This is a genomic window from Streptococcus rupicaprae (assembly GCF_040545225.1).
GTDB lineage: Bacteria > Bacillota > Bacilli > Lactobacillales > Streptococcaceae > Streptococcus > Streptococcus rupicaprae.
Map to the genome: position 1 here is coordinate 1 of NZ_JBEPLO010000033.1, position 23480 is coordinate 23480.

General features: G+C 45.4%; 27 protein-coding genes. 23 read left to right on the top strand and 4 right to left on the bottom strand.

Annotated features, from left to right (window positions below):
- The 5 genes from ABID29_RS10950 to ABID29_RS10970 all read left to right on the top strand — a co-directional run.
- Positions 1-384, top strand: a 384-nt coding sequence (locus tag ABID29_RS10950; RefSeq protein ID WP_354366165.1) for an ISAs1 family transposase, incomplete at its 5' end; no start/stop codon positions are given.
- A 176-nt stretch (positions 385-560) separates the two neighbouring features.
- Positions 561-851, top strand: coding sequence for a 30S ribosomal protein S6 (gene rpsF / locus ABID29_RS10955; RefSeq protein ID WP_168548543.1), 291 nt, complete (start codon positions 561-563; stop codon positions 849-851).
- 11 nt (positions 852-862) lie between these two features.
- Positions 863-1381 carry a single-stranded DNA-binding protein gene (locus tag ABID29_RS10960; RefSeq protein WP_354366166.1) on the top strand — a complete coding sequence of 173 codons (519 nt, stop codon included), beginning with the start codon at positions 863-865 and terminating at the stop codon, positions 1379-1381.
- A gap of 105 nt (positions 1382-1486) precedes the next feature.
- Complete coding sequence (gene rpsR, locus ABID29_RS10965; protein ID WP_049618463.1) at positions 1487-1726, top strand: 30S ribosomal protein S18; 240 nt, start codon at positions 1487-1489, stop codon at positions 1724-1726.
- 189 nt (positions 1727-1915) lie between these two features.
- Positions 1916-3265: a glucose-6-phosphate isomerase gene (locus tag ABID29_RS10970; RefSeq protein WP_354366167.1), complete on the top strand. Its 1350-nt coding sequence runs from the start codon at positions 1916-1918 to the stop codon at positions 3263-3265.
- Between the two features lie 161 nt (positions 3266-3426).
- On the opposite strand, the gene ABID29_RS10975 is transcribed toward ABID29_RS10970, so the two are convergent.
- Together ABID29_RS10975 and ABID29_RS10980 are read right to left on the bottom strand one after the other, a co-directional pair.
- The gene (locus ABID29_RS10975) at positions 3427-4476 is read right to left on the bottom strand and encodes a YncE family protein (protein ID WP_354366168.1); all 1050 of its coding nucleotides are present in this window, start codon (positions 4474-4476) and stop codon (positions 3427-3429) included.
- A gap of 226 nt (positions 4477-4702) precedes the next feature.
- Positions 4703-5497: a peptidylprolyl isomerase gene (locus ABID29_RS10980; protein ID WP_354366169.1), complete on the bottom strand. Its 795-nt coding sequence runs from the start codon at positions 5495-5497 to the stop codon at positions 4703-4705.
- Positions 5498-5805: 308 nt separating this feature from the next.
- On the opposite strand from ABID29_RS10980, the gene ABID29_RS10985 reads away from it, so the two are divergent.
- From ABID29_RS10985 to gloA2, 3 genes are read left to right on the top strand one after another with little or no spacing between them, the layout of a single operon-like run.
- A complete protein-coding gene (locus ABID29_RS10985; protein ID WP_354366170.1) occupies positions 5806-6330 on the top strand; it encodes a hypothetical protein in 525 nt (174 codons plus the stop codon).
- Between the two features lie 20 nt (positions 6331-6350).
- Positions 6351-8687, top strand: coding sequence for a DNA translocase FtsK (locus tag ABID29_RS10990; protein ID WP_354366171.1), 2337 nt, complete (start codon positions 6351-6353; stop codon positions 8685-8687).
- A gap of 7 nt (positions 8688-8694) precedes the next feature.
- A complete protein-coding gene (gloA2, locus tag ABID29_RS10995; RefSeq protein WP_354366172.1) occupies positions 8695-9081 on the top strand; it encodes an SMU1112c/YaeR family gloxylase I-like metalloprotein in 387 nt (128 codons plus the stop codon).
- A gap of 36 nt (positions 9082-9117) precedes the next feature.
- Here gloA2 and ABID29_RS11000 read toward each other — a convergent pair whose 3' ends face one another.
- The gene (locus tag ABID29_RS11000; RefSeq protein WP_354366173.1) at positions 9118-9471 is read right to left on the bottom strand and encodes a DUF3397 family protein; all 354 of its coding nucleotides are present in this window, start codon (positions 9469-9471) and stop codon (positions 9118-9120) included.
- A gap of 274 nt (positions 9472-9745) precedes the next feature.
- On the opposite strand from ABID29_RS11000, the gene rplK reads away from it, so the two are divergent.
- The 8 genes from rplK to cvfB all read left to right on the top strand — a co-directional run bounded on the left by rplK (position 9746) and on the right by cvfB (position 15439).
- Entirely contained in the window at positions 9746-10171 is a 426-nt protein-coding gene (gene rplK / locus ABID29_RS11005; RefSeq protein WP_168548533.1) for a 50S ribosomal protein L11, read from the top strand.
- 47 nt (positions 10172-10218) lie between these two features.
- On the top strand, positions 10219-10908 hold the full coding sequence (gene rplA, locus ABID29_RS11010) for a 50S ribosomal protein L1 (protein ID WP_354366174.1): 690 nt from the start codon (positions 10219-10221) through the stop codon (positions 10906-10908).
- Positions 10909-11009: 101 nt separating this feature from the next.
- Entirely contained in the window at positions 11010-11198 is a 189-nt protein-coding gene (locus ABID29_RS11015; RefSeq protein WP_354366175.1) for a hypothetical protein, read from the top strand.
- 112 nt (positions 11199-11310) lie between these two features.
- Positions 11311-12684 carry an MATE family efflux transporter gene (locus ABID29_RS11020; RefSeq protein ID WP_354366176.1) on the top strand — a complete coding sequence of 458 codons (1374 nt, stop codon included), beginning with the start codon at positions 11311-11313 and terminating at the stop codon, positions 12682-12684.
- A 105-nt stretch (positions 12685-12789) separates the two neighbouring features.
- Positions 12790-13515, top strand: a complete 726-nt coding sequence (gene pyrH / locus ABID29_RS11025) for a UMP kinase (RefSeq protein ID WP_354366177.1) — start codon at positions 12790-12792, stop codon at positions 13513-13515.
- A 23-nt stretch (positions 13516-13538) separates the two neighbouring features.
- Positions 13539-14096, top strand: a complete 558-nt coding sequence (gene frr / locus ABID29_RS11030; RefSeq protein WP_354366178.1) for a ribosome recycling factor — start codon at positions 13539-13541, stop codon at positions 14094-14096.
- A gap of 73 nt (positions 14097-14169) precedes the next feature.
- Positions 14170-14553: a hypothetical protein gene (locus ABID29_RS11035; protein WP_354366179.1), complete on the top strand. Its 384-nt coding sequence runs from the start codon at positions 14170-14172 to the stop codon at positions 14551-14553.
- Between the two features lie 28 nt (positions 14554-14581).
- Positions 14582-15439: an RNA-binding virulence regulatory protein CvfB gene (cvfB, locus tag ABID29_RS11040; RefSeq protein ID WP_354366180.1), complete on the top strand. Its 858-nt coding sequence runs from the start codon at positions 14582-14584 to the stop codon at positions 15437-15439.
- Between the two features lie 224 nt (positions 15440-15663).
- Here the strand turns inward: cvfB and ABID29_RS11045 are convergent, their stop codons facing one another.
- A complete protein-coding gene (locus ABID29_RS11045; protein ID WP_354366181.1) occupies positions 15664-17262 on the bottom strand; it encodes an ABC transporter ATP-binding protein in 1599 nt (532 codons plus the stop codon).
- Positions 17263-17523: 261 nt separating this feature from the next.
- Between ABID29_RS11045 and msrA the strand changes: the two genes are divergently transcribed.
- From msrA to ABID29_RS11080, 7 genes are all read left to right on the top strand, one after another.
- Positions 17524-18033 (top strand): peptide-methionine (S)-S-oxide reductase MsrA, encoded by a 510-nt coding sequence (gene msrA, locus ABID29_RS11050; RefSeq protein ID WP_354366182.1) that lies wholly within the window; start codon positions 17524-17526, stop codon positions 18031-18033.
- Positions 18030-18245: a YozE family protein gene (locus tag ABID29_RS11055; RefSeq protein WP_354366183.1), complete on the top strand. Its 216-nt coding sequence runs from the start codon at positions 18030-18032 to the stop codon at positions 18243-18245. Before msrA ends, ABID29_RS11055 begins: the two co-directional genes overlap by 4 nt.
- Positions 18246-18255: 10 nt before the next feature.
- Entirely contained in the window at positions 18256-18705 is a 450-nt protein-coding gene (locus ABID29_RS11060; protein ID WP_354366184.1) for an NUDIX domain-containing protein, read from the top strand.
- Between the two features lie 93 nt (positions 18706-18798).
- Positions 18799-19824 (top strand): PhoH family protein, encoded by a 1026-nt coding sequence (locus tag ABID29_RS11065; RefSeq protein ID WP_354366185.1) that lies wholly within the window; start codon positions 18799-18801, stop codon positions 19822-19824.
- A 43-nt stretch (positions 19825-19867) separates the two neighbouring features.
- Positions 19868-20941: an ABC transporter permease gene (locus ABID29_RS11070; protein ID WP_354366186.1), complete on the top strand. Its 1074-nt coding sequence runs from the start codon at positions 19868-19870 to the stop codon at positions 20939-20941.
- An 8-nt stretch (positions 20942-20949) separates the two neighbouring features.
- Positions 20950-21621: an ABC transporter ATP-binding protein gene (locus ABID29_RS11075; protein ID WP_354366187.1), complete on the top strand. Its 672-nt coding sequence runs from the start codon at positions 20950-20952 to the stop codon at positions 21619-21621.
- Between the two features lie 78 nt (positions 21622-21699).
- Positions 21700-23205, top strand: coding sequence for a phosphohexomutase domain-containing protein (locus tag ABID29_RS11080; RefSeq protein WP_354366188.1), 1506 nt, complete (start codon positions 21700-21702; stop codon positions 23203-23205).
- The last annotated feature ends 275 nt before the right edge of the window (positions 23206-23480 follow it).

Consider the following 23480-nt stretch of genomic DNA (forward strand, 5'->3'; position numbering starts at 1 on the left):
GATACTGCTTGGTTGAGAAGGGAACACTCGGATTGGGCTCACATTCAGAGTTTGGGACGGGTGACTTGTCGTTGCCAGAAGGGCAGTAAGGAAACAGTTGACACACGTTATTTTATCTTGAGCACTCCAGTGAGTGGGCGAGAATTGGCTGCTTGTGTTCGTGGGCATTGGGCTATTGAAAGTCTTCATTGGCAATTAGATGTCGTTTTTAGAGAAGATGCCAGTAAAACCTTAAACAAACAACTTGCTTTTAACCGAAATGTCATGGATAAGTTCTGCCTAGCCGTCTTAAAACAACTGGATGCGGGCAAAAAGATGAGCCTCAGACGTAAGAAATTTCACCTTAGTTTGGCTTTTGATCAATATTTGAGAAAACTCATCTAGTCAAAAAAGGGAGGAGGGAGGATAAAACACCAAACAGAGGTTCATGCGTTTGGCCTGGTTATTTTGTACAAATCATTTGCTTTTCTAAGAATTTGTGATATAATACTGTTTTGTGAGACAACCTCACTTACTCACAGGAGACCTGTGGGTCATTAGTCCAAAAGGAGGAAAAATCAATGGCTAAATACGAAATTCTTTATATTATTCGTCCAAACATTGAAGAAGAAGCGAAAAACGCTTTGGTCGCACGTTTCGACTCTATCTTGACTGACAATGGTGCTACTATTGTTGAGTCTAAGGCTTGGGAAAAACGTCGCCTTGCATACGAAATCAATGATTTCCGCGAAGGTTTGTACCATATCGTTACTGTTGAAGCGACTGATGCTGTGGCTCTTAATGAGTTTGACCGTCTATCAAAAATCAACAGCGACATTCTTCGTCACATGATCGTCAAACTTGACGCGTAAGCAGGTGTTTTATGATTAATAATGTAGTGCTTGTTGGTCGCATGACCAAGGATGCAGAACTCCGTTACACTCCCTCTAATCAGGCTGTTGCGACTTTTACTTTAGCGGTTAACCGCAATTTTAAAAATCAAAATGGTGAGCGTGAGGCAGATTTTATCAATGTTGTCATTTGGCGTCAGCAAGCTGAAAATTTGGCGAACTGGGCTAAAAAAGGTGCTCTTGTAGGTATCACCGGTCGAATTCAGACCCGTAACTACGAGAACCAACAAGGACAGCGTGTCTATGTAACAGAAGTGGTTGCAGAAAACTTCCAGCTTTTGGAAAGTCGCACTGCGCGTGAAGGCCAATCAGGTGGTTACCAATCTAACAACAGTTTTGGTGGCAATTCCTATGGCGGAGATAGCAGCTTCGGCGGTGGTTTCCAGTCAGGTGCTTCACAATCAAACGCAACACCAAACTTTGGTCGAGATGAGAGTCCTTTTGGCACAACCAATCCAATGGATATCTCAGATGACGACTTACCGTTTTAATGTGACTTTGGACACAGGAAGTCTGAGTTCAGACTGAGCTTGGGAAAGGAAAACCATGCTTTTACAATTTCCCGAATGCTAATACCATAATATAAGGAGAAACACATGGCTCAACAACGTCGTGGCGGATTCAAACGCCGTAAAAAAGTTGACTTTATCGCAGCTAACAAAATTGAATATGTTGATTACAAAGACACTGAGCTTCTTAGCCGTTTCATCTCAGAACGTGGAAAAATCTTGCCACGTCGTGTGACTGGAACTTCTGCTAAGAACCAACGTAAAGTAACAACTGCGATCAAACGCGCTCGTGTAATGGCTCTTTTGCCATTCGTAAACGAAGATTAATGTTAAAAGGTCAAGGCGTAAGTCTTGGCTTTTCTTAATTGGCAAGGCCCTGTTTACAAGCAGGTGTTCAAAGATGAAAACAAGGAGTCGAAAATAGCCGATTTTTGCCAAAAGTAACGAAAAAAGATTGAAAAAAACGTCATAAAACGGTATGATAAGAAGCGAACAAGATATTTGGAGGACTGTGAATTGGCACATATTACATTTAACTATTCAGCGATTCTAGATCAGTATATGGGAGCGCACGAGTTAGACTATATGCAGAGTCAGGTCAGTGCTGCTGACAAGCTCTTGAGAGAAAAGACTGGCCCAGGGAGTGATTTCCTAGGATGGCTAGATTTGCCAGAAAACTATGACAAGGAAGAGTTTGACCGTATTTTAGCTGCGGCTGAGCAAATCAAGTCAGACAGCGATGTTTTGGTTGTGATTGGTATCGGAGGGTCTTACCTTGGTGCACGTGCGGTGATTGATTTCCTGAATAATCACTTTGCGAACTTGCAGACAAAGGCTGAGCGACAAGCACCGCAAATCCTCTATGCTGGGAATTCTATTTCGGCTAGCTATTTAGCGGACTTGGTTGAGTATGTTGAGGATAAGGACTTCTCAGTCAATGTTATTTCTAAGTCTGGAACCACAACTGAACCAGCTATTGCTTTCCGTGTCTTCAAGGAACTCTTGGTGAAAAAGTATGGCCAAGAAGAGGCCAACAAACGGATTTACGCAACGACAGACCGTGCTAAAGGAGCGGTCAAGGTTGAGGCAGATGCCAATAACTGGCAGACCTTTGTGGTTCCAGATGATGTCGGCGGTCGTTTCTCTGTATTGACTGCGGTTGGACTTTTGCCGATTGCAGCATCAGGTGCAGACATCAAGGCTTTGATGGAAGGTGCCAACGCAGCGCGTAAAACCTACACGTCAGATAAGCTTTCTGAAAATGAAGCTTATCAATATGCGGCTATCCGTAACATTCTCTACCGTAAGGGCTATGTGACTGAGATCTTGGTAAACTATGAGCCGTCTCTCCAGTACTTTAGCGAGTGGTGGAAGCAGCTGGCTGGGGAGTCAGAAGGCAAGGACCAAAAAGGCATCTACCCATCTTCTGCTAACTTCTCAACAGATTTGCATTCTCTTGGCCAATTTATCCAAGAGGGCAATCGTAATCTTTTTGAAACAGTGGTCCGGATTGATAACCCGCGCCGTAACGTGATTATCCCTGAATTTGCGGAAGATTTAGATGGTTTAGGTTATATTCAAGGCAAGGATGTGGATTTTGTCAACAAGAAGGCGACAGATGGCGTACTCTTGGCCCATACAGATGGCGGTGTGCCTAACCTTTATGTGACCCTTCCTGAACAAGATGCCTTCTCTTTGGGCTATGTGATTTACTTCTTTGAGTTAGCGATTGCTTTGTCTGGTTATCTCAATGCGGTGAATCCATTTGATCAGCCAGGAGTAGAAGCTTACAAGCAAAACATGTTTGCCCTCCTTGGCAAACCAGGCTACGAAGAACTCTCTGAGCAACTAAACGCTCGTCTATAAGAAAAAAGACATTCCTTGTGCGAATAGGGAATGTCTTTTGAACTGTTGCAATAGATATTCTCACGAAAGATAGGGACTGTCTGTCCGAGGCAGCAGAGTGGATAAGCTCCTCATAAGAGTGTAGAGGTATTTCAGGAGAGACTGTGCGGTAGCCATTTTGGTTAGTCTGGCAAGATGATAGCGATGATCCGATCGGTTGAATCGACTGACGGATTAAGGCGGTATTGGGTTGCGGAAGATTCAAAGAGGAGATAGAGCTCATCGCCATCGGCAAAGACCTGCTGCATGTAGGCAGGAGTGGTGTACTGCTGGATCAGCTGATCACTATCCTCTGTGAAATGTGTCCAATTCTCAAGGCCAGAATTTTCAAAGACCAAGAGCTTAGACTCTTTGTTGCCATAGGATTGGGAGAAAATCACCTGATCTTTGACAATGGCGATTCCTTGGATTTGCTCTGGTGTGTCAAAAACAGCTGTAGCTTGGTTCTGGTCCTCTTGAGGGAAGCCCTTATCATCTAGTTTGTAATAGCCGATGTGGCCTTTATCATCCTTGTCAAAATAGCCGACAAATAGCCCCTTGTTATGGTAGGTCATGTAGGAGGATCTGGTGATGTCCTCTAGGTTCTTTTGGTAGTCAAAGGCAATCGCCTTATGGCTCTTGGTGAAATCGTCATTAAGCAGGGTTTGGAGATTGAGGGCTGAAATCTGAGAGATTGAATCGTCATCGGTTGTTGTAATCCAGAGGCGTTGATGGTCGGTATCGTAAGCCATACCACCAACGTGGCTAATGGTTGGTAAGACAATGGTTTTCACGAATTCTCCGCTCTCTTTTTCGATGAGCCAGAGGACAGAATTATGTTCCTTGCCTTTGCTGTAAGCGGAAATGACAATATAATCCTCAACGAAACTCAGTCCTTGGGGAGTCATGTCCCTAGCAGTTTGCACCTTGCTCTTGTCATCGCCTTTGGCTACGAGCGTCTCTGTTTCTAACAGACCTGGGATAGTGAAGGATGTTTTGCCATCTTCGGGAAGCATTTGGTAAATGTCTGGATAGTTTTCTTCCAGGTCTTGATAGAAGCTCTCCTTGTCCTGGTTTGCGGCGTTGGTATTAGTCCCGTCGTCTTGCTCAAAGCTTGTGCCGGGCAGTATAAATAAGAAGCCTGCGACAAGTCCGATGAGGATCAAGACGAGAAATAAGAAAGATTTTTTCATGAGAAATTGTTCGACTTTCAGTTGTTTAGGCTTCAGTGAAGCAAGGCGATTCAAACCGTTTTCAGATCTTAATCAAGGATCGATTGCCGCTAACATAGACAAGAACTAGCTGAGAGGGCTTGCTATCCCTTCCAGATAGTTCGATTGTATCTGTTTTTGAGCTTATGCTTTTAGCATTATCCTAGAAAGCTTTCTACGGAGAATTCTCCTGCTGGTTCCCCTCTATTTATTTGAAGGTATAATCTTTGAGGATTTCAATACTTGTGATGGTAATATCTGTTTTAGGCTTATCGGCCTCATCTGTTTCTACAGCAGCGATCTGGTCGACAACCTCCATGCCATCAGTCACCTGACCAAAGACTGTGTAAGAAGCGTCAAGAGATGGATTACCGCCATTTTTATAGGCTTCAAAGATAGGTTTTGGAAAAATATCTGCTGGAATTTGGGAGGTTTGGTCTTGCTTGTTTTGGTTGATGAAAAATTGGCTGCCATTGGTATCTGGGCCAGCATTCGCCATGGCAAGAGCACCTCTGATATTGTAGAGGAAAGGCGTAATTTCATTTTTGAAGCCATTCCCTGAATCGATGGCATCATCCTTCCCAGCCCATATGGACTCGCCACCTGTTCCCTTACCGAGAGGGTCACCCCCTTGGATCATGAATCCCTGGATGACACGGTGGAAAATCACGCCATCGTAGTAGCCTTCCTTGGCATGGGTAAGAAAATTCTCAACCGCTAGAGGGGCATATTCAGGGAAAAGTTTGATCGTGATATCCCCAGCGCTCGTATGCATGAGGACTTGGGCTTCGTTGTCAGCGACTGTTTCAGAGAGTTGTGGAAAAGCGCTGGCATCGGACTTGAGCGCTTTTTGGTAGGCTTCTGCTAGAGGATTGGTCTCAGAAGAGGCCGTTGTTTGGCTAGTTGATGTCTCCTGAGACGTTTCTTGTTGTGTTTCTGACTTTCTTGAGCAAGCTGTTAGGATGAAGCCGCTTAGTAAGCTGCATAGAATTAATTTTTTCATGTAAGACCTTTCTAATTCTGTTCTAGCCTATATTCTATCATAAATCGTTTCTAAGACCAACTGTAAATAGTAGCCTCTCGCGGGGAAGGTATTAGAATCTGATGCTTTTGATACTCTTTGAAAATCAAAGCTAACCGTTGTTAACTCGCTTCGATGAAGTCCAGTTCTATCATAACTTCGTTTCCTAGGATAGATTGATTTTCTTTGAGTATGACTTGTTTCACAAGTGAATGAATTTAGAAATCTGTCCCTCGTTTCTTAACTATGGTATAATGGAACAATAAAGTGATGAAGGGATTGTTGATGTAATGTTAAACAAAGGGGTTTATAAAGAATATCCAAACCAACCCTACATTTCTGAGGGAAGAGATGATTTTGATGAACCAGGCTTTAAACCAGTTCCCCGAAAGAATATGGAAGATTTAGGGGATGGCTTGTTGGCTGGGGATATTATCCTCTTGTGGCGGGTAGCTTTTGGTACCTTTACGACAGAGAGTGTCATGCCTAAGTATTTAGAGTATACTTATGGGATTGATGGCAAGGCTCATATGCAAAAGCTAGTCAGGGATGGTTATGTGGTCGCAGAGACAGCCTTTTCTTCCTTGAAGCATATCAATGCAGCCGCTAAGAAGGCGATTTTGAAGGCAAAGGGTGTTTCTGGCCTATCAAAGTTGAAGAGTTCGGACTTAGATGTAGCCCTAGAGGAAGCATTGGCCGAAGAAGAATTGGGGCGCTATTTTGCGGTTAGAGGCTATGCCTTGACTCCTAAGGGACAAGAAGCCCTGGCTGCTAACCAAGCAGTGATCGACCGCCATCCCAAGAAGAAATTTTAAGAGATACAGGAACGAAGAAAATGGCAAAGAAAAAAACACCTCAAAAGGGCAAGACGACGCGCCGCCCCAGCAAGGCTGAGCAGGCCAGGCAAGCTGCGATCAATCGGATGATTTTCAGTTTGGTTTTGACCCTCCTCTTGCTCTTTGCGGCAGCTCGTTTAGGGGTAGTGGGCGTTACCCTCTATAACCTGCTTCGTCTGCTAGTCGGCAGTCTTGCTTATCTGGCTATCGCAGGAATCATTTTTTACCTTTTTGGCTTCAAATGGCTACGGCAAAACAGGCATATTTTTTGGGGATTTCTCATTGCTTTTATAGGCTTGGCCTTGGGATATCAGACCTTTTTTGCCTTAGAAAATGCTAAGGTGGATGCTTTATCTACTGCTCTCTCTCACTTGATGCGAGATTTGGGGCAGTTCAAGGTCACTTACTTTGTTGGCGGTGGCTTCTTAGGCGGTGTTTTGCATCAGATTATAGCGGCTCTCTTCACCAACATTGGGGCCATGATTTTTGCGGTGCTCCTGGTTGCTGGTGGCTGCCTTTTGATGAGTCCTTGGACCATTTATGATCTTGGTCATGGTTTGATGGATAAATGGCAGAGCTTTCAAATCTGGTCGGAGGAGCGCTCCCAGGCGCGTAAGGAGCGGGCTGAGCAAGTATTGGCAGAGACTGAGCCTGATTTGCTGGAAGCTGATGACCTTGAGGAGGCATTTGCTGGGCGGATTGACCTAGAAACCGGTGAAATTCTGGCCTTTGGTAGGGAAGAAAAATCTGCCCCTTCAACAGTTGCCATCAGTCTGGCAGGAGATGAAGGGGGCTGGTCCGAAGCAGAAGCAGTCCAGGAAGATCCAGAATTCCCTTCCTCTGATGAATTAGAAAACCTTGATGAGGTTGAGGAGGACAGCGAAGACCTTGTCGTAGACTTCAAGCCCAAAGAGAGGCTTCAATATCGCCTCCCAAGCTTGGATCTTCTAGCTCCTGTCAAACCTAAAAATCAGCTGGGCGAAAAGAAGATTGTGCGAGAGAATATCCGCAAGCTGGAGCAGGCCTTTGAGAGTTTCGGTATCAAAGCAACCGTAGAACGGGCTGAAATCGGTCCTTCAGTGACCAAGTACGAAGTCAAACCAGCGACGGGTGTCCGTGTTAACCGTATTGCCAATCTCTCAGATGATTTGGCTCTGGCCTTGGCTGCCAAGGATGTCCGCATTGAGGCGCCCATTCCTGGCAAGTCCTTGATCGGGATTGAAGTGCCTAACTCAGAAATTGCGACCGTAGGGTTTAGAGAGCTCTGGGAACAGGCCCAAACAGATCCGGAGAACCTCCTGGAAATCCCGCTTGGCAAGGCTGTCAACGGATCTGTCAAGTCCTTTAACCTAGCCAGAATGCCCCACCTTTTGGTGGCTGGCTCAACGGGTTCAGGGAAATCTGTTGCGGTCAACGGTATTATTGCGAGTATCCTGATGAAGGCACGGCCTGATGAGGTCAAATTTATGATGGTTGACCCTAAGATGGTCGAGCTCTCTGTTTACAATGACATTCCTCACCTCTTGATTCCTGTGGTGACCAATCCCCGTAAGGCTAGCCGTGCCTTGCAAAAGGTTGTTGACGAGATGGAAAACCGCTATGAACTCTTCAGCCGGTTTGGGGTTCGCAACATCGCTGGCTACAATGCCAAGGTAGCTGAATGGAATCGTCAATCCGATGAGAAGCATATCCCCTTACCGCTTATCGTTGTTATCGTGGATGAGTTGGCTGACCTCATGATGGTAGCCAGCAAAGAAGTGGAAGATTCCATTATCCGGATTGGGCAAAAGGCTCGGGCAGCAGGCATTCACATGATTTTAGCGACTCAGCGCCCATCGGTCAATGTCATCAGTGGCCTGATCAAGGCCAATGTGCCGAGCCGAATCGCCTTTGCGGTTTCTAGTGGGACAGATTCTCGGACTATACTGGATGAGAATGGTGCGGAGAAACTCCTAGGACGGGGTGACATGCTCTTTAAGCCAATCGATGAGAACCACTCCAGCCGTCTTCAGGGCTCCTTCATTTCAGATCAAGAGGTGGAAGACATCGTCACCTTTATCAAAAATCAGGCTGAAGCTGACTACGATGAAGCCTTTGATCCAGGTGAGGTCAGTGAGAACGACAGTTCGTCAGGCGATGGAGGAGAGGGGGATCCTCTCTTTGAGGAAGCCAAGGCCCTAGTCATTGAGACCCAGAAAGCATCGGCTTCGATGATTCAGCGCCGTCTGTCAGTAGGCTTTAACCGAGCGACCCGCCTCATGGAGGACTTGGAAGCGGCTGGTGTTATCGGTCCTGCTGAGGGAACTAAACCAAGGAAGGTATTACAACAAGGGTGAGCTGAAAATGAAATTGGACCAGGTACACCATGTTGCCATCATCGGCAAAGACTATGAGAAAACCTATCACTTTTACTGTGATTTGCTGGGATTTGAAGTGGTTTCTGAGCATGATCGGCCAGAAAAGGGAGACAGGATTGTCAATGTGCGGCAAGGCAGTTTAATTCTGGAAATCTTTATCAAGTCTGACGCGCCGGAAAGGCCTAGGATTCCTCATCCAGAACACACTGGCTTACGCCACTTGGCCTTTCGTGTGGCTTCTGTGGAGGCGTGTTTGGCTGAGTTTGATCGCTTGGGCATTCCGCATCAAGGCCTGCGCTATGATGATTTTGTTGGGAAGAAGATGGCCTTCTTCTTTGATCCTGATGGTCTGCCCTTGGAAATTCACGAGTGAAGCTCTGCTATTTTCAAAAAGAAAAAGCCTGGTCAGCTAGACCAAGGCAAGAAGGTAGATCACTAGGGCCAAGTAAAAGAGGAAAGTGAACAGGAAGCTTAAGCGCCAGAAGATTTTAAAAATCCGACGGTAGCTGAAGCTTTTTTTGACATGGAAGAAGTAGAGGCTTACCCCGAGTAAGAGTAGGGACAATAGCAGAAAATAGAGTGGTAGAAGGCTATGGATGAAGGTTTGGCTACTGATGATATGAATAGCTAGCGCGTAGAGAGGGAGAGCCACATCTGCTACGTTAAGAGACTTGTAACGCCAGCGTAGAATACTGGTTAAGACAAGTGCTAAGGGCAGGGCAAGAATTAAAAATAAAATCGAACTAATTTTTAGGAATAACATATCTTTATTTTAAAGGAAAAAGTCCCATTTGTAAACTTGAAATGGGCAAATCCATTGGAGAAAGATTTAAAAATCTAAAGTAGACTGTTTTAACAGGATCTCTATCATCCATATATGACTAAAAACGACAAGACGAGTAGCATACTAAAAAAGTCAGTAAAAATCATTGCAATTTCCATTAATTAGTGTATAATAGAAAGGTATGCTTGTCATACTTGTGGGAGGTAAAAATCTTTTAATTACCGCCAAAACCACAATAGGAGGATTTTATATCATGGCTAAGAAAGTCGAAAAACTTGTAAAATTGCAAATCCCTGCAGGTAAAGCTACTCCAGCTCCACCAGTTGGTCCTGCGCTTGGTCAAGCCGGTATCAACATCATGGGATTCACCAAAGAGTTTAACGCTCGTACAGCTGATCAAGCTGGCTTGATCATCCCAGTTGTTATCTCTGTGTATGAAGATAAATCATTCACCTTCATCACTAAGACACCTCCAGCTGCTGTTCTTTTGAAGAAAGCCGCAGGTGTTGAAAAAGGTTCAGGTACACCAAACAAGACAAAAGTTGCTTCAGTAACTCGTGCGCAAGTACAACAAATTGCTGAAACTAAGATGCCTGACTTGAACGCTGCAGATTTAGATGCTGCTGTGCGTATGATTGAGGGTACTGCTCGTTCTATGGGCTTCACTGTGACTGACTAATTCAGACAGTACCTATTTGATTTAAGAGATTACAAGGAGAAGAACAAATGGCTAAAAAAAGCAAACAATTGCGTGCTGCTCTTGAAAAAATCGACAGCACAAAAGCTTACAGCGTAGAAGAAGCTGTAGCGCTCGCAAAAGAAACTAACTTCGCAAAATTTGACGCAACTGTGGAAGTTGCTTACAACTTGAACATCGACGTGCGTAAGGCTGACCAACAAATCCGTGGCGCAATGGTATTGCCAAACGGTACTGGTAAGACCTCTCGCGTGCTTGTATTTGCGCGTGGTGCCAAAGCTGAAGAAGCTAAGGCAGCTGGTGCAGATTTCGTCGGTGAAGATGACTTGGTTCAAAAAATCCAAGGTGGTTGGTTAGACTTTGACGTGGTCATCGCAACACCAGATATGATGGCACTTGTTGGTCGTCTTGGTCGTGTGCTTGGTCCACGTAACCTCATGCCAAACCCTAAAACTGGTACAGTAACTATGGATGTTGCTAAAGCAGTTGAAGAGTCTAAAGGTGGTAAAATCACTTACCGTGCTGACAAGGCTGGTATCGTTCAGGCGGTTATCGGTAAAGTATCGTTCGATGCAGACAAATTGGCTGAAAACTTCAAGGCTTTCCACGATGTGATTTTGAAGGCTAAACCAGCAACTGCAAAAGGAACTTACATTACAAGCCTTAACATCACAACGACTCAAGGTGTAGGTATCAAGGTTGATACAAACTCATTCTAAACGAATAAGTCAAGGCTCAGCTATTTCAGGTAGCTGAGTTTTTGCTTTTCGGTTTTAAACGAAAGGATAATGTGCTATAATCAGTATAGGAGGATTTGCTTATGAAGAAATCTATAGTTGCTTTTTTGAAATCCTATTTCGTGTTGATTTCGGCTCTTCTGGGAACAATTTTGCTGGTCCCGGCAGAAGGATTTATGATGACCATTCAGACCTGGGCTGTTCTACCTTTTGCCCTGCTTTTCTGGGGATTTAGCGGTCTAGTTTATCTTAGCAACCGTTCCCTATTCTAGCGTGTTTTTTAATCCGTTTATAGCAAAAGAAGAGACTCTGGGCTATCCTGCTCTTCTTTTTTTGGTATAATGGATAAGTGATGCAGAAAATAGCGATTATGGTGGAGGATGTATGAAAGCAGAAGAAAATCCCTTTGGCTATAGGCCGATTGCTCAACTCTTACGGCAATTAGCAATTCCGGCTGTTGTAGCCAATCTGGTCAATGCCTTGTATAACATTGTGGATCAAATCTTTATCGGCCAGGGGGTCGGTTTTTTAGGGAATGCAGCGACCAACGTTGCCTTTCCCATGACAACGATCTGCCTATCTTTGGGCTTAATGGTGGGGATTGGGTCAGCTTCAAAGTTTAATCTGGAGTTGGGACGGAAGAATTCTTTGTTGGCACGAAAGGCTGCAGGTACAGCGGCGGTTTCCTTGGTTTTAATCGGTCTCGTGTTATGCTTGCTGATGCGCCTCTTTCTTGAAGATATGCTGGTGGCATTTGGTGCGACAGAGATGATTTTGGAGTATGCCAAGACCTATACAGGTATTACTAGTCTGGGGATTCCCTTTTTACTCTTCTCGCTGGGGACAAATCCCTTGGTTCGGGCGGATGGGGCCGCTAAGTATTCCATGGTTGCCATTATTATCGGAGCTGTGCTCAATACTGTGATGGATGCCTGGTTTATTTTTGGATTTGGTTGGGGCATTGCTGGCGCTGCTTGGGCGACTGTCATCAGTCAGATGGTCTCAGCCCTGGTCTTGATGCTCTACTTTAGACGGTTTAAGTCTGTTTCTTTTGACGTCAAGGATTTTTATCCAGATTGGCGGATGTTGCTGACCATTTGCTCTCTGGGAATGGCTTCTTTCGTCTTTCAGTCTTCTAATGTTTTGGTACAGATTGTGATGAACAATGCTCTGAAAATCTATGGGGCAGCTTCGGCTTATGGGGCGGAGATTCCAATCGCAGTCGCAGGAATTGTTGCCAAGGTCAATGTGATTTTCATCGCTGTTGTCATAGGCATTGTCCAAGGTTCTCAACCGATTCTGAGTTTTAACTACGGAGCTAGAGCTTACAGCTGTGTCCAGGAAACCATTCGGGTGGCTTTAAAAGCTGTGAGCTTCTTTTCACTGGTCTGCTGGATTGGCTTTGAACTGTTTCCTAAGCAAATCCTAGCCTTATTTGGGACAGGGGATGCCCTTTATACCAGCTTTGGCATTCGCTATATGCGCCTATTCTTCCTCTTTGCGATCATCAATGGCATTCAAATTTTTTCGGCCACCTTTTTTCCGTCGATTGGAAAACCTAAACTGGGAGCTATTATTTCCCTGGTCAAGCAGTTGGGGTTGATAATCCCACTTGTGCTTGTCCTTCCAATGGTTTTTGGAGTCGAAGGTTTGGTCTTTGCCATACCTATTGCCGATTTGGTGTCCTTTTTCTTAGCAGCCTACCTCTTGTGGCGCCAGTATCGGTTGCTGGAGGTTTATAAGAATACCCTGGTGTAATTCAAGTGTTTTCTGACAGAAATTATCTCTTAAAAATTAAAGGCAATGGCTACAAAAATTCCTGCTTTTATGGTAGAATGGTAAAGATAAAAAAAGGAGAGTAACATGGTTCGACCTAAATATAGACGTGTATTAATCAAGTTATCCGGTGAAGCTTTGGCAGGTGACAAGGGTGTCGGAATTGATATCCCAACCGTCCAAAAAATTGCCAGAGAAATCGAAGAAGTGCATGATACTGGTATAGAGATTGCCCTCGTCATCGGTGGCGGTAACCTCTGGCGTGGAGAGCCGGCGGCAGAGGCCGGAATGGATCGGGTTCAGGCAGACTACACTGGCATGCTTGGAACGGTGATGAACGCCTTGGTCATGGCTGACTGTCTTAAAAAGGTTGGCGTGGACACGCGTGTTCAGACAGCGATTGCCATGCACCAAGTGGCAGAGCCTTATGTACGTGGACGTGCCCTTCGCCATCTGGAAAAGAACAGAATCGTTATCTTTGCAGCTGGAACAGGATCGCCTTATTTTTCTACGGATTCAACCGCGGCCCTCAGAGCAGCTGAAATTGATGCAGAAGCTATTCTCATGGCTAAAAATGGTGTAGATGGTGTCTACAATGCGGATCCTAAGAAGGATCCTAATGCGGTGAAATTCTCCGAGCTGACCCACGTTGAAGTGATCCATAAGGGTTTGAAAATCATGGATTCAACCGCCGCAACCTTGTCTATGGATAACGATATTGACCTGGTGGTCTTCAATATGAACGAACCGGGAAATATCAAAAAAGTCGTCCTCGGTGAGCCAATCGGTACAACCGTCTCCAATAAAAAATAAAGAAAAAGAAAGTAGGTCTTACTATGGCAAACGCTATTGTTGAAAAAGCTAAAGAAAGAATGACTCAGTCTCATCAAAGTTTAGCGCGTGAATTTGGTCATATCCGTGCAGGCCGTGCCAATGCTAGCCTCTTGGATCGTATTTCGGTAGAGTATTACGGCGTCGATACACCGCTTAACCAGATTGCGTCCATCACCATTCCAGAAGCGCGTGTCCTCTTGGTATCTCCATTTGACAAGGGGTCATTAAAGGATATCGAGCGCGCTATCAACGCTTCTGATCTCGGGATTACCCCATCTTCGGACGGTTCTGTTATTCGCTTGGTTATCCCTGCCTTGACCGAGGAAACCCGTCGTGACTTGGCCAAAGAAGTGAAGAAGGTTGGCGAGAACGCCAAAATTGCCATCCGCAACATCCGTCGTGATGCCATGGATGAGGCTAAAAAGCAAGAAAAGGCTAAGGAAATCACTGAAGATGATTTGAAGGGCTTGGAGAAAGATATCCAAAAAGTCACTGATGATGCCATCAAGCAAATTGACGACATGACCGTCAACAAAGAAAAAGAATTGTTGGATATCTAATCACAACAGCATAAGGTAGATTTGGCAGGGTGGCAGGTTTGTCGCTCTGCTATTTTTCAAGGGAGGAGAGCAAATGAGGACTTATCTGGCACGGGTTCTGGTAGAGCACTGTTTTAGCCCAGAGCGGGAGGGTTATTCTTCGTTTTCGGAGCTGGTCTTGCTGGGTCAGGCTAGGTTGAAGCGAGACTATTCAACGGTCTTGTTTGACGGAGATAAGCAGACGCTAGAAGTGCTCCTTGCTGAGTTTGCAGATCAGCTTGACGACACTTATCTGACAGCTGATGGTTACCAGCTGACCCAACGGGTGCGAGAAATCGTCAAGTTGGAAGATGTTTTGGATGAGGTCGTCATCAGCCAAGCACTGATTGAGCTGGATGAACAGTTCTATACCTTTGATGAGAAAGTGTCCTTTGAGGACTTTAGAAAACGCTATTTATTTGGTCGATGGGGTGGCTAGCTCTGCTATGGACCAAGAAAGGAAGGGTATGACATACTTAGCACAGACCATCACGGCGATGGTCACAGATGAGAATAAGGACTTTTACTTTGTCCAGAAGGACGGACAGACCTACGCCTTGGATAAGGCTGAGGGCGAGCACCAGCTTGGGGCTATGGTAAAGGGCTTTGCCTATGCGGATATGAAGCAAAAGCTCCGCTTGACCACCAAGTCCCAAGAGGCGACTTTGACTAGCTTTGGCTGGGGGACGGTGACCGAGGTCCGTAAGGACCTGGGTGTCTTTGTCGATACGGGGCTTCCTGATAAACAGGTGGTGGTGTCCTTGGATATCCTGCCAGAAATCAAGGACCTCTGGCCTAAAAAGGGCGATCAGCTCTATGTCAAGCTTGATGTGGATAAGAAAGACCGAATCTGGGGAATACCAGCAGATCCTGAAGTCTTTCAAAGGTTGGCGGGCCCTGCCTATGACAATATGCAAAACCAGCAGTTGCGAGCTATTGTTTACCGCTTGAAACTGTCAGGCACCTTTGTTTACCTGCCAGACAATAACATGCTGGGCTTTATCCATCCTAATGAGCGCTACGCAGAACCACGTTTAGGGCAAGTTTTGGAGGCACGTGTTATCGGCTATCGGTCGGTTGACCGCACCCTCAATCTCTCTTTGAAACCACGCTCTTTTGAGATGTTGGAAAATGATGCCCAGATGATTTTGACCTATCTGGAAAGTCAGGGTGGTTTTATGACTCTGAATGACAAGTCCAGTCCAGAAGATATCCAAGCCATCTTTGGCATCTCCAAGGGACAATTCAAAAAGGCCCTCGGAGGCCTCATGAAAGCAGGTAAAATCAAGCAAGATAGCTTGGGAACAGAAAAAATTGGCTCCTAACCGCCTCAACATTTGGCAGATCTCTTATCTGCATGGGCGAGAATGGTTCTCCTGATCCTATTGTCATTAGGTCCTTGGGAATGTTGACTTGTTGGATTCTAATCGACTTTAGGTCTAAGGCCAGGCTACGGAAAGGTTATTGGCTAGAACTTATTCAAAACCAAAAAGTCCTCTAACCAAGGCGTCAGTGTCAAAGTTGGAGGACTTTTGCTGTTTCTAAAGGCTTATGTCATTGAAGGAGGAAATGCAATGACTTGATCACATTGAGCCCTTGTTTCGGGACTTAAGTGATGGCTGATCATGACGAGGGTCTTATCCATGGCTAGAAGGGCGTTTTCAATCTTCTGGCGGAGCTTGGGCTCAAGAGCCGAGGTTGCTTCGTCAAGCAGTAAAATGGGTTTGTCTGCTAAAATGGCTCGAGCAAGACAGAGGCGTTGGGCTTGGCCACCAGATAGGGTCTTGGGATCGATCCAACTATCGAGCACCTGATCTTGTTGCTTGAACCAGTCTGCCAGTCCGAGTTGCGCTAGGGTGTCTAGAAGTTCTTGGTCGGTTCTTGAAGCCCCTAGGGTCAGATTATAGCGCAAGCTATCTTCAAACAAGTAGGCCTCCTGAGGCACAATACTAATCAATTCTTGCAGGCTGCTTGCTGAAAGGTTCTGATAATCGATGCGGTCTAGCTGAATTTGCCCATCTTGAAGTGGTTTTTCTTTGAGCAAGGCGGCAAAAAGACTGGACTTGCCGCTGCCAGATGGACCGATAATGGCTAGCTTTTGCCCATGGGCAATGGTCAAATCTGGGAGAGAAAGGCTGGTCTGATCATTCCAAGTAATGCTGGCCCCTTGGAGGGTCAGATCTTGGTGGAAGTGGGCAGTCTCAGATGAGGATTCGCTAACAAGTTCCAAGCTCTGCCATTTATCAAAAATAGCACGGCAGTTTTTCAGCTCTGCATAGTTGGCAAAAAAGCCTGTCAAACTTGGGAAAACGATGGAAGCAAAATAAGGGGAACTTGAGACACTGCCCAAGGGAACTAGCTTGAGGCTATAGAGGAAACCGGCCTGGGCAATAATAGCGATCTGACTGATAAAACTGATCCCGTTTTGAGTCGCCATCATGTTACCGAAGGTTTTGGCATAGGCAATTTTGCTGTGGGCGTAGTTATCAGCGCTATCCAGGATTTTCGTCTCTAAGTGATCCAAGCGATTGGCATTTAAAAGGAGTCGAAAGCCGCCGAGGCGGTTGCTAATCTCATGGATGAGGGCTTCGTTTTTTTGGGTAAAGGCTAGCGCTGCCTGATTGAGCTTTGCGCTAAAAAGCTTAGGGGCCAGAGCCATCAGGCTAGCAAAGATGGCCAGTGTCAGTAGGAAACTGGAGTGGTAGATAACCAGGGTCGTAATGCCTAAAAGGATATTGAAGGCCTGGCTCAACATGAGTTCGAGAACCTCAAAGCCCATGTCGTTGATAGTCTCAATATCGTAGGTCAACCAAGAGGTATAGGTTTCCTGGCTCTGCTTGCGGAATTGAGTCAGATTTGTCTGGGCTAGACGTCTAGTAATGTCAGAACGCATGAGCTGGTTCATCTCCTGCATGGCCTTTTCTTTGGCTGGAGTGATGGCCTTGATTTGCAGAATCCAGATCAGATTGACCCCCAGCTGGATGCCACACCAAAACAGAAAAGTCTGGACATCCAAGGGGACCAGACTGGTCAAGGCCTGAGCACTAGCCAGCCCATTGCCCAGCAGGCAAAGGGAATTGACGATAATCCAAAAAAGAACCAGAGCAGCTTGCTTACGGCAACGTAAAATATAATAAGTCAGGGACATTGTTTTCCTTTCTGAGAAGAGAGAATCTCCTCCTTGAGCGGCCGAATCGGCAGAGTGAGGAAAACAAGATTACCCCATTTTAGTGAGGAGTAACCTGCCTTCCTAGGGACATTAGGTGGTTTGTCATTCTTTTTAGCATAGATAGAGTCCTCACTTTCGTTTGTAATAGAAAACAGTATAGCATATTTGAAAAGGTTTGCCAAGACAAGTTGGTTGATTTTTGTTATACTACTAGGTAAAAAGATGAGAGAGGTATCGGTTATGGAACGTGCGATTTTTGCTGGAGGGTGCTTTTGGTGTATGGTTAAGCCCTTTGAGGAGATGGATGGCGTGGCCTCGGTCCTGTCGGGTTATACGGCGGGGCATGTGGCAAACCCTACCTATGAGCAGGTATGCTCTGGGACAACAGGCCATACGGAAGCGGTTGAGATTATCTACGATCCTGACAAGCTCACCTACCAGCAATTAGTTGAGATTTACTGGGCCCAGACGGATCCGACGGATGCCTTTGGTCAGTTCGAAGACCGCGGGGACAACTATCGACCGGTGATTTTTTACACGACAGAAGCTCAAAGGGAAATAGCAGAGCAGTCTAAGGCGGCCTTGCAGGCATCAGGACGATTTGCACGTCCCATTGTCACGATGATTGAGCCAGCTCAGCCTTTCTATCCAGCAGAAGACTACCACCAGGCCTTTTACCGTAAAAATCCAGAACGTTATGCCCTGAGCAGTCGCATCAGACATGCCTTTTTAGAGAGGAATTGGTCGTGAGAAAATCCTTTTATACCTGGTTGATGACCCAGCGAAATCCCAAGTCTAACCAACCAGTCGCCATCCTAGCTGATCTAGCCTTTGAAGATTCAACTTTTCCAAAACACGTTGACGACTTTGAAGTCATTAGCCGCTATCTGGAAGATCAAGCCAGTTTTTCCTTTAATTTAGGTGACTTTGACCGTATTTGGGAAGAGTATTTAGCGCATTGAGGTAATAGACATGACTGAAGAAAGAGTAGAACGCTTAAATTTTGGTGTTAAAGGCTTGATGTTTAATGATGAGGGAAAATTTCTAGCCCTGCATCGCTGGGATGCTCCTCAAAGTCCCAAGCTTGAGCTACCAGGAGGGCGTATTGATTTTGGGGAGACGATTGAAGAGACTCTTATTCGTGAGATCAGAGAGGAAACTAATCTGGAAGCTACTCCAATAGAACTCGTGACCACCTGGAACTATGTCAAACGGGATCAAACTTTTCAAGTGGTGGGGATTATTTATTTGGCTAGTGTCACAGATTTATCCACATTCAAACTGTCTGAAGAGCATGATAGCTATGCTTGGTTAGAATTATCGGAATTAGATCGCTTGGCTAGACATTTCAGAGAGCCGTTAGAAAAGCAGAAAGAAATTATCAGTGAACTAGTCAAACAGAAGCGATATGGAGTTGTTTAATCTGTATTTTAGAAAAGACTGGCATAGAGAGAAATCACGCTTGGCCGTGATTTTCTGGTATAATAGAGATAATTTAGAATAAGGAGTTTTGCCTTGCAAAAACACACGATTGATATTCGACTCAAGCACCCAGATGATGTGATGGCCTTATTTGGCACCAATGAACGTCACCTGAAACTATTAGAACAAGAATTTGATGTGGCCATTCATGCACGGACAGAGGTTGTTCAGGTCATCGGTCAAGAAGAGGCTGTTGAACTGACCAGGCTGGTTATTCAGGCCCTCTTGGTCTTAGTTGGCCGTGGTCTTCTGATTAACACTTCAGATGTTGTGACAGCGATTAATATGGCTCGAAATGATGAGATTAACAAGTTTGTCGCCCTCTATGAGGAAGAAATCATCAAGGACAACAGCGGCAAGGCCATTCGGATTAAGACATTGGGGCAAAAGGTCTATGTCGACAGTGTCAAACGCCACGATGTGGTCTTTGGGATTGGTCCTGCCGGGACAGGAAAAACCTTTTTAGCGGTGACCTTGGCCGTCACCGCTCTCAAGCGAGGACAAGTCAAGCGGATTATCCTGACCCGTCCTGCTGTAGAGGCTGGTGAAAGCCTCGGTTTCTTGCCAGGCGATCTCAAGGAAAAGGTGGATCCTTACCTTCGTCCTGTTTATGACGCCCTCTACCAGATTCTAGGAAAAGAGCAAACGACTCGTTTGATGGAAAGAGAGATCATTGAAATTGCTCCTTTGGCCTACATGCGAGGACGAACCCTGGATGATGCTTTTGTGATTTTGGATGAAGCCCAAAATACAACCATCATGCAGATGAAGATGTTCTTGACCCGTCTTGGTTTTAACTCTAAGATGATCATCAATGGCGACGTTAGTCAAATTGACTTGCCACGCAACGTCAAATCAGGCTTGATTGATGCCAAGGACAAACTGGGCCATATTTCCCAAATTGATTTTGTGTACCTATCTGCCAAGGATGTGGTGCGCCACCCTGTGGTAGCCGACATTATCAAGGCCTACGAAATAGAGGCAGTGCATAGCTTTTCTGCAAAACAAGAAAGAGCGGACACAGAGTCTCCAGACGTAGCCCTTAACCAAGTGGACTAAAATGGAGCTTGCCTCCATTTTCTATTTTTAGAGAGGAAATAGTGTGTTTTTAGCGATAAATGAAATCAAGCAGGCCAAGTTTCGGTATGGCCTCATTATCAGCCTTATGTTGTTGATCTCCTATTTGGTCTTTTTCTTGGCTGGTTTGGCAAATGGTCTAGCCAATCTTAACCGCAGCGGGGTGGATATCTGGCAAGCTGATGCCATTTTGCTCTCTGAGGATGCTTTTCAAACCCTGACACTCTCTAAGATTGAAAAAGAGACGATAGACCAGGTCGAGGCAGAAGAAAAAGCAGCATTGGCCCTGCAATCTACAGTCATTTGGACAAGTCAAGCCCCTTCTGATGAGGATAAGGTCAAGGCGACTATTTTTGCTGTAGACCAGTCCAGTTTTTTGGCTCCCAAGGTCCTTGAGGGGCGAGCTATTTTTGACAAAAATCAAGCCCTTATTTCCAAGCGTTTGGCCAGAGAAAATGCCTATCAGATTGGCGATACCATCAAGCTAGCAAAGTCGGACATGGCCTTAGAGATTGTGGGAATCACTCAGGAAGCCAGCTACAATGTTGCCCCACTTATCTATACTGATTTTGAAACCTATGACCGCTTGCTAGCAGACCTCAATCCGCCTATGCAGGGAAAAATCAATGCCTTGGTGGTACAAGGTTCATTGACAGCTTATCCCAAAGAGAGTCTTGAGAAACTTTCTATTTCAGACTTCATCAATCAAATACCAGGCTACTCTGCTCAGGTATTGACCTTTGGCTTTATGATTGGATTTTTGGTCTTGATTGTGGCGATTGTGATTGGGATTTTTATGTATGTCTTGACCATGCAAAAGACACAGATCTTTGGTGTCATGAAAACCCAAGGGATTTCTACAGCCTATATCGGACGATCTGTCCTCATTCAAACATTGATTTTGGTTCTTGTGGGGGTGAGTTTGGGCTTAGCTCTGACTGTCTTGTCTGCCCTTCTTCTTCCAAGTCAGGTCCCATTTTTGATGAACTGGATGTTGAATGGAGCTATTTGCCTAGGCCTTGTCTTGTGTTCTATTCTAGGTAGCCTCTTTTCAGTAGGAATTGTGGCAAAAATTGATCCACTAAAGAGCATTAGTTAGGAGGTTGTATGCCAGCGTTAGAATTAAAAGGAGTGAGCAAGGTGTTTCATGATGGGGACCAGGAAATCCTCGCCTTGAAGCCAACGGATTTTTTGGTGGAGAAGGGAGAGTTTGTCGCCATCATCGGACCTTCGGGTTCGGGAAAGTCAACCTTTTTAACCATAGCAGGAGGCCTGCAACAACCCAGTCAAGGCCAGGTTTTTGTCGGTCAGACAGAGTATAGTCGTCTGTCTGAGAAGCAACGGGCAGCCCTGCGGTTTGATCAGATTGGCTTTATCTTGCAGAGCTCCAATCTGATCCCTTATTTGACAGTGGAACAGCAATTGATATTGGTGGATAAGATTACCAAGAAAGAGCACAGACAGGTCCGCCATCAGCTACTAGACGACTTAGGCTTGAGCCATTTAATGAACAAGTTGCCCAAGGAAATTTCAGGAGGCGAGCGCCAGCGGGTAGCCATTGCCAGAGCACTCTACCATGATCCAGAGATTATTCTAGCGGATGAGCCGACGGCTAGCTTGGATAGCAATCGGGCCTATGAGGTAGTCTCTTTACTAGCCCAAGAAGCCAAAAAGCGCCAGAAAGCCATCGTAATGGTCACGCATGATTTACGCATGATCGAGGGTTGTGATCGGGTCTATGAGATGAAGGATGGCCTGCTTTCTCAAAAACATCTCTAATCTTTGCAAACACTTTCATAAGAGACTTGCTTATGATACAATAGACTACATAAGTATTGGATTATAAGGAGGCTTGAGATGTCAACACTCGCACGTTTGCAAAATGGATCGGATATTAGGGGCATCGCTATTGAGACCAAAGAATGGGATGTCACCCTGACACAAGAAGCGGTCAAAAGTATTGCATCTGGCTTGATTGCCTGGCTACGAAAAGATAATGAGGAGGCCTATCAGGCGGGAACTCTTCGCATCGGGGTGGGACGTGATAGCCGCCTTAGTGGCCCTCAGTTGGCCCAGACCCTCATGGAAGAAGCAGTTGCCCAAGGGGTTGAGGTCCTTGATTTCGGCTTGGCGACTACACCAGCCATGTTTATGGCGACCCAATATGAAGAATTTTCTTGTGATGCAGGTGTCATGATTACCGCTAGTCATTTGCCTTACTACTTTAATGGGATTAAGATTTTTTCTAAAAAAGGCGGAGCAGAGCATGAAGACATTGACTTTATTCTAGAAAATATCTCGCCACAAGAAAACGGAAAGTCTGGACAAATAATCAAGGCGGATATCCTGACACCTTATGCCGCAAACCTGGTTGAAAAAATTAGAAATGGAAGTGGTAGTGGCGCCGAGAAGCCCCTATCTGGAATGAAGATTATTGTCGATGCTGGAAATGGGGCAGGAGGCTTTTTTGCGGATCAGGTCCTAGCCGTTTTAGGCGCTGATGTCACGGGTTCTCAATTTTTAGAGCCAGACGGGACCTTCCCGAACCACATCCCTAATCCAGACAACAAGGAAGCCATGAAGAGTATCCAGGATGCGGTCTTGGCTCATGAGGCGGATTTGGGGATTATATTTGATACCGATGTGGACCGGGCAGCAGTCGTTACTGGAAAAGGGGAGATCCTTAACCGCAACAACCTGATTGCGGTCCTCAGCCAGATTGCCCTGAGCGAGCATCCAGGGACCAGCATCGTCACTAATTCGCCAACTTCTGATCACCTCAAGGACTTTATCGAGAGTTTAGGTGGCAAGCAAATTCGTTATATTTCAGGCTACCGCAATGTTATCAACAGGGCTATTGAGGCCAATGAAGCTGGAGTTGATTGCCAGTTGGCCATTGAAACCAGTGGCCATGCAGCCTTTAAGGAAAATTATTTCTTGGATGATGGGACCTATGCAGCCGCAAAAATTCTTATGTTACTGCCTAAGCTGGCTGAAAAAGGCCAAACAGTAGATGATTTGATCGCGGACCTGAAACAGCCTGCTGAGACCCAAGAGGTCCGCTTCAAGCTAGAAACAGAAGATTTCAAGAGCCTTGGTAAGAAAATCATTGCGAATTTGGCAGGGCACCAAGTAGCAGGCTTTACCGTCAATCCAGAAAATGAAGAAGGCATCCGCTATAGTCTGTCAGAACCTTTTGGCAAGGGCTGGTTTTTACTTCGTCTCAGCCTGCATGAACCCCTCTTGGTCTTGCAGGTGGAAAATGATGAGAAGGGCCATATTCCTGCTGTTTTGACGGAAATCAGTCGCTTCTTAGACCGCTATCCAGAGGTCAACCAAAGTAAATTGAAAGAATTGATTTAAAGGCTCTTTGTCAATTGTAGTGAATTGCGAAAAGCCAAACTCTGGAGAGGACCAATTTGGTCTTCTCCTTATATTTTAAAACAGGTGAATTGTGAATTGCGTAACGATTCTATTGACAACATGGTAGGGAAGTGATACAATAAGAGAACGCGTTACCAATTTTATATTAATGTTCTTTTTATACTTAACAAAAATCAGAATCTGAAGTATAATAGTTATATGACATTTACACAAGAACAAATCACAGAACTCAAATCAGCCCTCAAGGATAAACA

Excerpts from the sequence above, each read along its gene's own strand:
- ABID29_RS11035 (WP_354366179.1), top strand. The coding sequence starts at position 14,170 with ATGAGGACTTATCTGGCACGGGTTCTGGTAGAGCACTGTTTTAGCCCA.
- ABID29_RS11045 (WP_354366181.1), bottom strand. The coding sequence starts at position 17,262 with ATGTCCCTGACTTATTATATTTTACGTTGCCGTAAGCAAGCTGCTCTG.
- ABID29_RS10975 (WP_354366168.1), bottom strand. The coding sequence starts at position 4,476 with ATGAAAAAATCTTTCTTATTTCTCGTCTTGATCCTCATCGGACTTGTC.
- rpsF (WP_168548543.1), top strand. The coding sequence starts at position 561 with ATGGCTAAATACGAAATTCTTTATATTATTCGTCCAAACATTGAAGAA.
- rplK (WP_168548533.1), top strand. The coding sequence starts at position 9,746 with ATGGCTAAGAAAGTCGAAAAACTTGTAAAATTGCAAATCCCTGCAGGT.
- pyrH (WP_354366177.1), top strand. The coding sequence starts at position 12,790 with ATGGTTCGACCTAAATATAGACGTGTATTAATCAAGTTATCCGGTGAA.
- ABID29_RS11075 (WP_354366187.1), top strand. The coding sequence starts at position 20,950 with ATGCCAGCGTTAGAATTAAAAGGAGTGAGCAAGGTGTTTCATGATGGG.
- gloA2 (WP_354366172.1), top strand. The coding sequence starts at position 8,695 with ATGAAATTGGACCAGGTACACCATGTTGCCATCATCGGCAAAGACTAT.
- ABID29_RS11020 (WP_354366176.1), top strand. The coding sequence starts at position 11,311 with ATGAAAGCAGAAGAAAATCCCTTTGGCTATAGGCCGATTGCTCAACTC.
- ABID29_RS11015 (WP_354366175.1), top strand. The coding sequence starts at position 11,010 with ATGAAGAAATCTATAGTTGCTTTTTTGAAATCCTATTTCGTGTTGATT.
- frr (WP_354366178.1), top strand. The coding sequence starts at position 13,539 with ATGGCAAACGCTATTGTTGAAAAAGCTAAAGAAAGAATGACTCAGTCT.
- ABID29_RS11060 (WP_354366184.1), top strand. The coding sequence starts at position 18,256 with ATGACTGAAGAAAGAGTAGAACGCTTAAATTTTGGTGTTAAAGGCTTG.
- ABID29_RS10985 (WP_354366170.1), top strand. The coding sequence starts at position 5,806 with ATGTTAAACAAAGGGGTTTATAAAGAATATCCAAACCAACCCTACATT.
- ABID29_RS11000 (WP_354366173.1), bottom strand. The coding sequence starts at position 9,471 with ATGTTATTCCTAAAAATTAGTTCGATTTTATTTTTAATTCTTGCCCTG.
- rplA (WP_354366174.1), top strand. The coding sequence starts at position 10,219 with ATGGCTAAAAAAAGCAAACAATTGCGTGCTGCTCTTGAAAAAATCGAC.
- msrA (WP_354366182.1), top strand. The coding sequence starts at position 17,524 with ATGGAACGTGCGATTTTTGCTGGAGGGTGCTTTTGGTGTATGGTTAAG.
- ABID29_RS11080 (WP_354366188.1), top strand. The coding sequence starts at position 21,700 with ATGTCAACACTCGCACGTTTGCAAAATGGATCGGATATTAGGGGCATC.
- ABID29_RS10980 (WP_354366169.1), bottom strand. The coding sequence starts at position 5,497 with ATGAAAAAATTAATTCTATGCAGCTTACTAAGCGGCTTCATCCTAACA.
- ABID29_RS10990 (WP_354366171.1), top strand. The coding sequence starts at position 6,351 with ATGGCAAAGAAAAAAACACCTCAAAAGGGCAAGACGACGCGCCGCCCC.
- cvfB (WP_354366180.1), top strand. The coding sequence starts at position 14,582 with ATGACATACTTAGCACAGACCATCACGGCGATGGTCACAGATGAGAAT.
- ABID29_RS10960 (WP_354366166.1), top strand. The coding sequence starts at position 863 with ATGATTAATAATGTAGTGCTTGTTGGTCGCATGACCAAGGATGCAGAA.
- rpsR (WP_049618463.1), top strand. The coding sequence starts at position 1,487 with ATGGCTCAACAACGTCGTGGCGGATTCAAACGCCGTAAAAAAGTTGAC.